12 protein-coding genes, 3 tRNA genes and 1 pseudogene are annotated in these 11461 nt (G+C 57.5%); 5 read left to right on the top strand and 11 right to left on the bottom strand.

Going from position 1 to position 11461, the window contains the following annotated elements; genetic code table 11:
* On the bottom strand, window positions 1–761 hold a 761-nt coding region (locus tag C8024_RS16085; RefSeq protein ID WP_173206982.1), incomplete at its 3' end, for an FAD-binding protein.
* A complete protein-coding gene (locus C8024_RS16080) occupies window positions 761–1132 on the bottom strand; it encodes a cytochrome c5 family protein (RefSeq protein WP_173206979.1) in 372 nt (123 codons plus the stop codon). The genes C8024_RS16080 and C8024_RS16085, both read right to left, overlap by 1 nt.
* Window positions 1133–1228: 96 nt before the next feature.
* Here C8024_RS16080 and C8024_RS16075 point away from each other — a divergent pair, with 96 nt between their 5' ends.
* The 4 genes from C8024_RS16075 to C8024_RS16060 all read left to right on the top strand — a co-directional run bounded on the left by C8024_RS16075 (window position 1229) and on the right by C8024_RS16060 (window position 3190).
* Window positions 1229–1867, top strand: coding sequence for a TetR/AcrR family transcriptional regulator (locus C8024_RS16075; protein WP_173206976.1), 639 nt, complete (start codon window positions 1229–1231; stop codon window positions 1865–1867).
* Window positions 1868–2097: 230 nt separating this feature from the next.
* Window positions 2098–2174: transfer RNA gene (locus C8024_RS16070), tRNA-Arg, on the top strand.
* A gap of 276 nt (window positions 2175–2450) precedes the next feature.
* Window positions 2451–2927, top strand: a complete 477-nt coding sequence (locus C8024_RS16065) for an autoinducer binding domain-containing protein (protein WP_302051645.1) — start codon at window positions 2451–2453, stop codon at window positions 2925–2927.
* Window positions 2928–2956: 29 nt separating this feature from the next.
* Window positions 2957–3190 carry a response regulator transcription factor gene (locus C8024_RS16060; protein WP_217272256.1) on the top strand — a complete coding sequence of 78 codons (234 nt, stop codon included), beginning with the start codon at window positions 2957–2959 and terminating at the stop codon, window positions 3188–3190.
* Here C8024_RS16060 and C8024_RS16055 read toward each other — a convergent pair.
* Window positions 3100–4029 carry an NUDIX domain-containing protein gene (locus tag C8024_RS16055; protein ID WP_367947387.1) on the bottom strand — a complete coding sequence of 310 codons (930 nt, stop codon included), beginning with the start codon at window positions 4027–4029 and terminating at the stop codon, window positions 3100–3102. The two genes, C8024_RS16060 and C8024_RS16055, sit on opposite strands and share 91 nt — an antisense overlap.
* A 105-nt stretch (window positions 4030–4134) precedes the next feature.
* Here C8024_RS16055 and C8024_RS16050 point away from each other — a divergent pair.
* Window positions 4135–4721 (top strand): annotated as a pseudogene (locus tag C8024_RS16050) (DUF4126 domain-containing protein).
* A gap of 24 nt (window positions 4722–4745) precedes the next feature.
* Here the strand turns inward: C8024_RS16050 and C8024_RS16045 are convergent.
* The 8 genes from C8024_RS16045 to C8024_RS16010 form a co-directional block, all read right to left on the bottom strand.
* The gene (locus C8024_RS16045; protein ID WP_173206967.1) at window positions 4746–5900 is read right to left on the bottom strand and encodes a PepSY domain-containing protein; all 1155 of its coding nucleotides are present in this window, start codon (window positions 5898–5900) and stop codon (window positions 4746–4748) included.
* A 7-nt stretch (window positions 5901–5907) separates the two neighbouring features.
* Entirely contained in the window at window positions 5908–7230 is a 1323-nt protein-coding gene (locus C8024_RS16040) for a TonB-dependent receptor (protein ID WP_173206964.1), read from the bottom strand.
* Between the two features lie 70 nt (window positions 7231–7300).
* Window positions 7301–7963: a TonB-dependent receptor plug domain-containing protein gene (locus tag C8024_RS16035; protein ID WP_173206962.1), complete on the bottom strand. Its 663-nt coding sequence runs from the start codon at window positions 7961–7963 to the stop codon at window positions 7301–7303.
* 247 nt (window positions 7964–8210) lie between these two features.
* Window positions 8211–8287, bottom strand: a tRNA-Pro gene (locus tag C8024_RS16030).
* Window positions 8288–8391: 104 nt separating this feature from the next.
* Window positions 8392–8468: transfer RNA gene (locus C8024_RS16025), tRNA-Ile, on the bottom strand.
* A 110-nt stretch (window positions 8469–8578) separates the two neighbouring features.
* Window positions 8579–9598, bottom strand: coding sequence for a polysaccharide deacetylase family protein (locus C8024_RS16020; protein WP_254306003.1), 1020 nt, complete (start codon window positions 9596–9598; stop codon window positions 8579–8581).
* A gap of 51 nt (window positions 9599–9649) precedes the next feature.
* Window positions 9650–10630 carry a HAMP domain-containing sensor histidine kinase gene (locus tag C8024_RS16015; RefSeq protein ID WP_173206960.1) on the bottom strand — a complete coding sequence of 327 codons (981 nt, stop codon included), beginning with the start codon at window positions 10628–10630 and terminating at the stop codon, window positions 9650–9652.
* A complete protein-coding gene (locus C8024_RS16010) occupies window positions 10609–11313 on the bottom strand; it encodes a hypothetical protein (RefSeq protein ID WP_173206958.1) in 705 nt (234 codons plus the stop codon). The genes C8024_RS16015 and C8024_RS16010 overlap by 22 nt, the downstream gene beginning before the upstream one ends.
* Window positions 11314–11461 lie beyond the last annotated feature (148 nt).

Raw genomic sequence — 11461 nt, 5'->3', positions numbered from 1 at the left:
AAATTCCGGTGCTGCTCCGAGAGCCCCATATATTGGTCGAGGATATCTTCCGTTTTAACCAGTTTCACGCGGCGATGCAGATTAAAGGCCGGCTCGACTTGCAGATCATAGCGAGTAATGATTCCCAGCGAACCGAGTGATACCTTGCCCGCCTGGAACAGGTCTGCATTTTGTTCGGCGCTTGCTTGCACGATTTCACCCGACGGGGTGACCAGTTCAAAGCCCCGCGCATAGTCATGTATAGCCGTCAGGTTGCGCCCGGTCCCGTGGGTCGCAGTGCTGAAACCGCCCGCGAGCGTCTGCACATCGATATCCGGTAAATTGGCAAAAGCGAGGCCTTGCTCATGGAGCAGGCGCGCGGCCTGTTGCAACTTGGTCCCAGCTCCCAGCGTCGCGATATTTGTGGCAGGATCATGCGCGAGAATCCCTGAAAACGCACCTATGTCCACCATTGTCCCTTCGGACGGACATAGAGCCGAAAAGCTGTGACCGCTTCCCGCCGGACGAATGGGTGTAGGGCTGTTTTTGACCAGCGCCGCAACTTCTTCGTCGCTCGTGGGGGCCGCCAATATCTTTGGCGTTGCCTTTTCGATGCCGGACCAGTTCATCCAAGAGCGTTCACCGGTCGGGGCTTTGGGCAGATCGGGATCAAAGCCGTCGCGGACAAAATTCTTAGAAGACCACCAGGCCTGGCTCCCCACCGGAATAGCAATGGCTACAGCGGCACCGCCCAATAATAATTTCCTGCGCGAAAGAGCCATCAGCTTGTCCTTCCGGCCATGAAGGCGATCAATTGCCCCAGTTCTTCATCCGAACAATCACTGCACAATCCCATCGGCGGCATGGCGTTGAGACCGGTCTTGGTGCTGGCCAGCAAGTCAGCCGTGCCCCTGGCGTCATACCGAACGGCCCATGCGGCCTTATGCCCGGTTAATGGCGCTGCCGCGTCGACGGTCGAGTGACAGGTTCGGCAACTCCGGTCATATTTGGCCGCGAGCTCCGTATCATCGGGCGTCAGGTCGGCGGCAAGCTGGATGTCGGCATCTGTTGGCATAATCCCGGCAGCCATCGAACCGCCGGTTCCGCCATCCCGGTCGCCCCCGCCTTCCCCACATGCCGCGAGCAAAACCATCGACGCTGCAACCAGTTTTTCATATCCAATTTCTTGCCTTTGTCAGAAAGATAGTTATTGCTATCGTTTGATATTCACACTGTCAAGAGAGCCGGCATGACGACGAGCACGAACACATCAGGCAAGGCGGTTGAACCGCGTCGGCGTCCGCGACAACAGCGGGGCGAAGACACGATTGACCGGATATTGGAAGCCTCGGCAGAGCTGTTGGAGGAACTGGGTTTTGACAAGCTGAACACCAACCTCATCTGCAAGCGCGCCGGCCTGACCCCGCCCGCGCTTTATCGCTATTTTCCGAACAAATATGCCATTTTAAAAGCGCTGGGCGAACGTCTGATGCGGGTTCAGAATGATGCGCTCTATGACACGCTCGACGGGGTCGGAACCTTGCCAACAGCCCGCAATATTGCCGATCAGCTGCGCGGACAATATGATGTGACCATGGCCCAGAAAGGCGGGCCGTGGATCATGCGCGCGCTGCACGCGACGCCGCAACTCGCCGATGTTCGCCGTTCTTCCCACAGCGAAATGGTCAAACGATTTGTCGATTTACGCGCGAGCGACAAACCGCGCACCGATATTCAGGAAATCGAACGACGCTATCAGATCATCGTCGAAACGGGATATGCCGTTCTGGAAATGCTGATCGACAATCCGGACATGGATGTAGATGCCACGCTGAAAGATACCGGGTTCATGCTGTTTGCGCTTCTGGATTCCGGGCCGTCCGTTTAATCGCTCCGCGATCATGTGAACATGCACCCGGCTCGGGACGACCAGTTCGCCCGCTCGTTATCTGCGCATTTTGCGAGCGCCTCTCGGCTTGGAACGGATCGGCTTGAACGACGCCAGTCGCGCATACAGGCGCTCCACTCCGCCCGCCGGTGGAAAAACCTTCGTTGTTGACAAGTCCGGAAAATGAAACTAGGCGGCAAAGCCGCAAAAATCTGCGGTTTTTGCAAATGGCGCCCGTAGCTCATCTGGATAGAGCGCGAGACTTCTAATCTTGAGGCAGCAGGTTCGAGTCCTGCCGGGCGCACCATTTTTTCCCCATATTGCGACATATCGCGGATGTTTTTCGGGCCGGGAATTTACTCCGTATTTCACTATTGCGCCGGATGGAGATGAAATGTGGCCATGCAAAATCATGGGGATTTCCAGGGGAAGATGAACAGGATTACCAATTCCCGCTACCACATTATATTATCGATCTTTCAGGATATTATTGCGCTGGATGGAAGGCGCGATTTGGCCCTTGATTGACACGCAAGCGGAGTTGTTTTTATATATTGAGCTCCAGCCCTGAAATTTTCGCTCGATGATCGGCTTGGGAGTTCGGTTTTTGGCCTTATCATCAAGTTCATATGAAGACGCCAGGGCGCTGATCTCCCTTTTGCTTGGGGCAAGAAAATTTGCTCGCTCGATGGGCGTCACCAGCGCAAGCTATCGCCTGGTCCCTGCTTATCATTCGCAACTGGACAAGGGCGCCCAGCTCTTCCACTTCGGCTTTCCTGACACATGGGTGTCCCTATATGATGACGACTATGACTTCCGGAAGCATGACCCAATCGCCGACTATGTCATACGCACGGGAAAGGCGATGACGTGGCAGCAGGCGATTGAAGAGCAGGATCTTACGCCACAACAGTCCGCATTTGTCGCATCGATGAAGGACAATGGGCTGATCCACGGCTGGGCCGCCCCCTTTTACGGCCCGAAGGGCCGCGAAGCCTATGTGACCTATTCATTCGGTCGCGAAATAACCGCCGGCGATGCACAATTGCTTCGGACGTAACCGTGAAAACGGATATTTTTCACAATGAGATGGTCCATCTGGCCGACGGCGGCGAGGATCGTATTCCCAGCCTTTCAAACCGGGAACACGAGGTTCTGTTGTGGATTGCTCGCGGCAAATCCAATTCCGATATAGCGACAATTCTCGATATCTCGGGCAGCTCTGTCGACACCTATGTGCGCCGCGTTTTCGACAAGCTGAACGTGAACCACAGGATTGCTGCAATACTGAAAGGATTGCATCTTGGGCTGGTACGCCTCTGACGTACCCCGTTCCTGCTATTTCTTGAAACCGCGCTGGACGGCGTCCATCGGCTCCGAAGTGACCGGATAGCCAATGCCTTCCGGGATGCACAGATGGACTTCCTCGCCCCGTTTTCGATATTGGGAGAGACCATCACCGACGGGTGCTCCTTCACATGGGCGACCGCCTCGTCGAACGAGCCGAACTGGGCGAGCCGTTCCAGATTGCGCTTGGTCGGGAAGATGATCTTGACCTCGCCCGCTTCGGCGCGGTCGAGTACGGACTGGGCATTGCTCCAGAACAGATTGTAATTTTCGGTTTCGTCAACCGTGGCCTCCGCCTGGTGATCGTCATGCGAGATCATGTAGAATCTTGTGTCGAACACGCGCTTTTCGGCAAAGGGCGGGCACCAGCGCGAGAAAGGTATCAGCTTTTCCAGCTCCAGCTGCCAGTCGAACTGGTTGCAGATATCGGCCAGTACGGTGCCCGCATGCAGTGCGTCGCGGGCTTCCAGAACGCGCTTGGGATCGAGATTCCCCTCGACCGCAACCGCGATGCCGGTCTCCTCGATCGATTCCCGGACCGCCGCGATGCGGGCGCCATATTCATCAAAATCCGTGTGGCCGAGCGCTTTGGCAAATTCAAAATCCGCATCGTCGATCCGGCCGCCGGGGAAGACCGCGGCGCCGGCAGCAAAGACCATCTTCGCCGAACGTTCGACCATCAACAGGTCGGGAGCCTTTTGCCCCGGCTGATCGCGGAAGATAACCAGCGTCGAGGCGGGAATGGGCTTCGGCATGGGTTTGCCGGTAATGGCATCCATGGCGGGTGCCTGAGTGTCGGTCTTTGGTTTGTTCATCCGTTCATATGAACAGCAAGCGACTGCTTTGCCAAGTCTTTTGATTTTTGCCGGACCGCCACGAACCGATTTGCCAAAAGCCGGCCGACGTGGCAAAATCGGCAAATGGGAATAGTCGAGCTATTGGGATTGGCCGGTAGCGTCAGCCTGATATCGGGCTGGCGGCTGTACCTGACAGTGTTCGTGACCGGCCTCGCGATGCGCCTGCAATGGATCAGCCTGCCGGAAAACCTGCAGATGCTCGACGCCCTCGCCAACCCCTGGGTTCTGGCAATCAGCGCGCTCGGCGCTGTGGCCGAATTTTTCGCCGACAAGATTCTCTGGCTCGATTCGATCTGGGACACCATTCACACCGCAATCCGGCCACTGGGCGGCGCCCTGCTCGCGCTGGCCGTTGTCGATGCTGGCGATCCGGTTTGGCAGGTTGTGGTGTTTCTGCTGGGCGGCGGCGCTGCCCTGATGAGCCACAGTGCGAAATCCGCGCCCGCGCCCTCGTCAACACCAGTCCGGAACCGGTCAGCAACGCGGTGGTCTCAACCGGCGAGGACATCGCAACGGGCGGACTGCTCTTCCTCGCCTTCGCCAATCCGGTCGCTGCGCTGGTCATCGCCGCAGTGATGCTGATCCTGTGCCTGATCCTGGTCTACAAGGGCTTCAGGCTCTGGCGAAAAATGGTGTCGAACGGCAGCTAGCCTTCTTCCCAGCCTCTTTCGCCATTAGCGCGAGGATGAATGTCCGCCAATCTCCGGTGCAGCGTCGGCTGCTTTGCGACGCAGGGTTCGCGTGAAGAATACAAAGACGCCGCTGATGCTGAAAAAGATCAGCGCCAGTCCGGTCAGGACAACCAATATCGGACCGACAACGGGCCCGAAAATATAGCCACCATGGATCGACAACATCGATCCGCCAATGCCTTCGCCCGCCGATTCTGCAAAAATCTGCTTCGTCGCCATCATCCCTTCGCATGACGGATGCACCCAGACGATCGTATCGCCCATCAGCCGGTTGATGTCGCCATCAGCACGCAGATAGATCATATAGGGGGTGCCTGGAAAAGCAGACAGGGTCGTGGCCTCAGTTCCCGGAAAACGCTGCTGCGCCTGATGCACCGCACGCCCCAGGCTAACGCTGCCCTCGCATTGTTCCGCCCATTGGCCGCCGGTCGGGCCGGCTTCCATCGGATTGGACAAAAGCGGACCGAACCATTCCGGTTTGGACGTGGCTGTGCCGGTCAAAGCGAAAAATACCACAAGCACTGCTGTCCAGACGGCCAGCCAGCCATGCAGCTGAAACAGCTTGTCGCGCCATCGGCCGCGCAAAACCGGTTTGCGCATCTTTTTCAGCGCCGAACCCTTTTTCGGCCACCAGAGCCATATCCCGGTGATCGTGAAGCCGACGAGGGAGAGGCCCAATATCGAGACAAAAACCACGCCCCAATCGCCCATCAACAATTCAAAATGAAAATCGATCATGTCGTGGCTAAACGCATCGCCCAGCAAGAAAGAGCCCTTGCCCTCGCCTGTCCAGGGATCCACGCTAACCATCAACGGATTGAGCGGATCACCGCCCTCTTCGATACCAAAGACCAACGTGGTCGACACTGTAGGAATCCGGCTATGGGGCATCAGCACCCCGCCGACCATGAACGATTCTCCCTGATAGTCCTGCGCTGCGGCAAGCATCTCGTCAATTTCGATATAGGCGGAGCCGGTGGCAGGCGCTTCTGCCTCCAAAACATCACCATATTGGGCGATAAACATCTCGCTCATAAACGCCAGACTGACGCCGGAACCCGCTACGAGTACGAGGAACAGCGCCAGAACAGCGCCGATCCAGCCATGTGTCAGGCGGAAAAATCGACGCGCGCTCATCAGAAGGTCATTTCCAGACCGATGCCATATTCACGCGGATCGCCGAGCGAGGCATTGCCGGCCCGGAACTGCCAGACCTTATAATGTTCATTGGTGGCGTTGCGCAGATAGACAAAGGTGCTGACCGATCCAAAATCATAGGCGCCTTGGCATCAATCAATGTTACGCCGTCATTCTCGAAGGCCGGATTGTTCGCGTCATCGCTATAATAGCTCGAATTGTGACGCAGCCCCAGATCCAGCGTCAACGGCTTGATCGGATTGAGGTGCACACCCAGCGCCACATTAAACCGCGGCGCCCGCTGAAATTCCTTGCCCAGCATCGGATCGGCCGGAAGCAATGTTTCCGTAATCTTGGATTCCTGCAAGCCCATGGACGCGCGGAACTGAACCGCCGGGCTAGCTTTCCAGACCGCTTCCAATTCCAGTCCATAGCTCTCCGCCGATGGTGCGTTGGCAAATTCGGTATATTCCACGATTGTACCATTGGCTGCGGCTGCGGTTGAAATCAGCGGCCGCTGGGCATTGGTAAAATCGGTGTAGAAGAGGTTGCCGGTCAACAGCAGATCGCCGTCGGCCAAGCTGGCCCGCGAGAACAGCTCATAAGACCATAGAGTCTCTGCGCCGAATTCATCAATGTCGCCGGTTACGAATGAAATCGTGGTGCCGCCCGGGTTAAAGCCTTTTCGTGCGGTCACGCCGATGACAACATCCTCGTTAATGTCATAAGCAAGTTCCGCCTTGGGCAGAAACGCATCGAACGTTTGATCATAATCGAGAGATACCGGCCCCAGCGCGCCCTCCCTGTCCTGATTGTCCTGCTGCCAACGGGCACCTACAGTCAGATGCAAGGCTGGTGTCAGGTCGAGCGTAGCTTCACCGAAGATACCGAAGCTGCGTTGGCTGTCGACAAAATCGCCAAAACCGAGAAAAGCCGAAAGATCGCTGATTTCATCCTGATCGGCCGCAAAATAGGAGATGCCGAACAACCCGCTCAGCTTTCCGTCCGTTGGCGCAAAGCGCAGCAGCCCCTCGATCGAATATTCATCCGCCTCGACGAACGAGCTACCGGCGCCCGGGCGCGAGAAACGCTCGCTTGTCGAGTCGGCATAAGTGCCGGTGACACTCGCCTGCCATGCATCGGAGAAAGAATAGTTCGCTTCAAGCACCAGAGAATTCACCTTGGTTTCCCAATGCGCCCCGTTTTGCACAGCCTGGAAACGATCCTCGATCGGGTCGTCAGCGGTTTCGCTCTGCGGGTTATTGGCATTGAGATGCGCGTAGGTGAGCAACAATTCCAGATCCGGAACAGCCGTCGGCGTGAACAGCAATTTCGCACGGACATTGATAAAATCATCATCTTCGCGATCCGCACCGACAAAATATCGGGATCAGCATAGTTCATCCAGCTATCATGTTCGCGCCGGTCGATCGATATCCGGGCGGCCAGCTGATCCTCGACCAGTGGGCCGGAGAGCGCCAGAGATGTCTGGACCGTATCATAATTACCGACGATCGCGCGGGCAGCGCCCTCAAATTCGAAGGTCGGATCCTTGGTTTCGACAAAATCGCACCGGCGATCGCGTTACGGCCCTGGGTGGTGGTCTGTGGCCCGCGGAAAACTTCGATCCGCTCGACGTCCCAGATCGATCCAAGACCATAGATAAATTCATTATAGTTCAGCGCACGACCATCGAGCCGCAGCGTCGCGCGGGGGCGTGTGCCACCCAGAAACGCATTGGCACCGATCAACACGCCTGTCGTGTCCTGACCGCGAATGGTAACCCCGAGATCGCCAGATCCGCGCTGCACATTGGCCACAATGTCAAGAATCTGCTCTATCCGGTCGGAGCCCGCCTGCTCGGCAAGACGCGCGGAATCGAAAACCGCAACACTGGAAGCCGTATCGAGAAGCGAACGTTCGATCCGTTCGCCTGTGACGGTGATTAGTGCTTCATCATTGGAAGCCTGCTCTTCCGCCAGCGCCGGGCTGGATAAAGCCAAGGCGCTGCCACCGGCAAGATACAGCGCTGTCAAAGCGCGGCGCGATACAAAGTTCTTCATGATGCCCCCTTATGCGAATCGTTCGCAACTACTAGGTGGCCGAGGCAAGAAGTCAATGCGAATGATTATCAATATTAATAACGACTGACACCAGTTCACAATCGGGGATAGAGCCGCTGTCAAAGCGCCACCCACCCGCCAAACGACGACACAGTTTCATGAGATGTTTATAAGGGGAGACGGCAACGCCGGCGAGCAAGATGTTTGGGTCATACAAGCCGCCGGCGGGGATTGCCAAAATATAAAATGGTCGGGGAGACAGGATTTGAACCTGCGACCCCCTGTACCCAAAACAGGTGCGCTACCAGGCTGCGCCACTCCCCGACGCGCGCTTCCCCTAGGCGGTGCTTTTACGAAAAGCAAAGGGTTTTTACGCTTCTTTTTGCCGTTGCTCTGAAGCAGAACGATTCACGGCTTTGGAAAAAATATGGTGGGCCCGGAGGGACTCGAACCCCCGACCTAGCCGTTATGAGCGGCCAGCTCTAACCAACTGAGCTACAGGCCCGTATGAGCAGCTTTTCCAGGCAGATCTCAATGGGATGGTGCGATAGCGGATGCTGTGATGATTTGGCAAGACCGATCATCGCAATTCGTGCGATTGGCGGTCAGGCGACCCTATTCGCCGGAAGCGGCTTTCACCAGTTCGCCGGTATCGACGGGTTTCACCCCTCTCGTCTCGAGATGGGCGATCACCTCCCGCCACCAGCCGTAGAAACCGTCCAGGTCCTCCTGTGTCCGCACATAAGGCGTATGGCCGGGCGACAACGAGGGAGAGTGGAAAGAGAACACCAGCAGCCGCAAATCATCGTCCAGCGCAACGTCTATGGCTTCTTTGGTCTCGCGGGCGGAAATGCCCTCGGGCGTCAGGGGGATGCGTTCCAGCATCTTGCTGCGGGAGCAGACGGCATTGACCAGCGGATATTTCTCCATGAACCCCGCAACCACGCCCGCCTGCTTGCGCAACAGCCCGGAATAGACGGTGGTGAGCGGCACTTCGAGAAGCTTGTCGTCGCCCTCGGCCCACCAGAAAGGCTCCGGCCCGACCGCCAGAAAATCCGGACCGCCCTGCCCGCTATAATCGAATCGCGGCCGGATACTGCTGTCCAGGACAAAGCCGTGCTTGACCAGCAACCCGGTCGTGTGCGGCCCGATACCATAGCGTCCGGCGCGAAAAATTACCGGTGTGATGCCGATTCTGTCGCGGATCGCGTCGCGCAAGGTGACCAGCTTCTGCTCCTCCAGCTCCTTCGGCAGATTGCCGGCAAAGCTGTTGTGAACGTTCACTTGTTCTTCAAAGGGCGGATTGATCCAGGGATGCAGATGCACGCCTATTTCCGCGCTTTTCTTTTCCGCTACGCTCCGGAGAAACGCCACTGCCCGGTCGTCCTGAACGATCGCATAGTCGATAAAATAGACCGGCTTGAAACCCAGGGATTCGGAAAATTGCTGAAAGGCCTGCAATTCGGGAACCGACACGGTCGTATGGCCTTCACGCTGGAACGGAGCGTCCCAGTCAAATTCCTCTTCCGTATCCACCGAGACAAGAAAGCGCCGTCCGAAATTTTCGGGCCAGACGACATGGCTGTCCTGTCGCCGGATTTTCATCGGATGATGACCCTGTGCCGAAATGTCCATCTCCTCGCTGTTGCCCGCATTCTCGCGAAAACAAAGCCACAAACAGACAGTCTATTCTGATTCCGTTTCCCGAATTTTGATTTTGCTAGTCGTCGCTGCCGGAAGGGTCAAGGCAATGTTATCCGCGTTTATGGTCAGCGAACCGCCGGCCGACTGCGCGAGATTCCGCACCAGACGCAGCGAGAATCCCAGGCCCAACAGCGAGGATTCACCGGCATCCCCATCAATCCCCTGGGATGGATCGAGCAAAATGCTTTCGGCAACATCCTTGATCCGCGACGGTCGCGACAAGGTAAACTGGTTGGTCGGCTGCACGCCAATCCGGGTCCGCAATTCGCCCTTCAGCGTTTCCCCGTTCTCGCAGGAAATGATCGCGGCCGACAGCAACCGGGCAAATATCCGTTCCACCGATTCGCCATCGAGCGCGAAGGGGCGAACCGGCTCGGCCTTGCTGATATTGAGTTCGACCACCTTGCTCTGCGTCAGTCCCTGCAGACGCTGCGTCATCCGCTCGAACAGCCAGTCGGCCTTGGTGGTGCCGCTGGATTCGGGCAATTGGCCGGAATCGACCTTCACCGCGATATCGAGATCTTCAAAACCGGCCAGCAGCCGCCGCGCCTCATCCATGATATTGCGGGCCAGCGAACGATATTCATAGGATGCCGGGCCGAACAGCTGCTGCTCGATGATCTCGCTGAACCCGATCACCGCATTCAGCGGAGTGCGCAGTTCGTGGATCAGTTGCTGGAGCTGCTCGCGGCGTTCGACGTCAATGCCGCCATGGCCCGCGTCCTCGGCCATATTGGGTCGCCGCATGATTCCGCGATAGCCCTCGAAACGACCGGTCTCCTCGCTGAAGCAGGGGATCGCGCTCATCCGCCAGTCGCCGGTGACAATTGCCGCACCGCAAAGCCGCATCCGGGCATTTTCCATCGGCATGCGCTGGCGAAAAGCCGCCGCGCCATAAGCGTCGGGCCCCGGCCCTTCATCGAAAGCCGGCTGGGCAATGGTCACCCCGACGATGGCGCCCATCGGCGGTCCTTCGGTCCAGTTGATCGTACCCGATTCATCGGTTTCAAAACGGATCGTCTCGAGCGATTCGGCAAAAAGCCTTTACTGCCGCTGTCGCTGACCGGCGCGCGCGGCATTTCGGCCGGGCGGTTCTTCTGATAGTCGGCGATTTTTTCGACCAGCGCGCTGATCTGCGATTCCGCCAGTTTTTCGGCGGCATCGGCTGACGGTTCGGCCGATGATTCCTTCGCGACATCTGTGTCTGCACCATTTTCGTGCGGCAGCGCATCCTCTTCGGCTGGCGCGACCGGCTGCTCTTCTGCAACAGCAAAGCCCTGCGCACGCAATATCTGCTGGGCACGGGGCGAAAGCCGCGGAAATGCGTCTGCGCAGATTTCCGGTGACAGGTCCGCAGCGGCCATTGCCGCGTCGCAGACCGCGTCGCTGTCGGCGGTCAAATAGACGAGCAGAGGCGCCGAGCGCAAACGGCCGTTCAGCGACTGCACAGCGGTGACGCGATCCTGTTCGGAAACCCGTTCGTGCAGATCGCGCAGCCGGGTCAGGCCCGCCTGCACATCCTCATTCGCCAGTCCTGCCGGTTTTTGCGCCAGAAGATCGATCACTTGTCGCCATTGCGTAGCGGCGCCAGCGCCTTCCGGCAGGCTCCCCTTGAGCACGGTGGTCAGGCGGTCATCGAAGCGCAATATCAGATCCCGAAAATAGGTGGTCTATCCAATTGTTAACTGGGTGATAACCCTTTCGGGCGGCAACGGGAAGGGATGAAAATTTCGCGTCACAATGTGGGACATGGGAGAAAGCGTTGCTTGGACTGCTTATTATATTATAACGATC

It is taken from the genome of Sphingopyxis sp. BSNA05, assembly GCF_013265645.1.
In the GTDB taxonomy this organism is placed as follows: Bacteria; Pseudomonadota; Alphaproteobacteria; order Sphingomonadales; family Sphingomonadaceae; genus Parasphingorhabdus.
The sequence above is the reverse complement of the archived record's forward strand: the minus strand, read 5'-3'. Positions and strand labels throughout refer to the sequence as shown.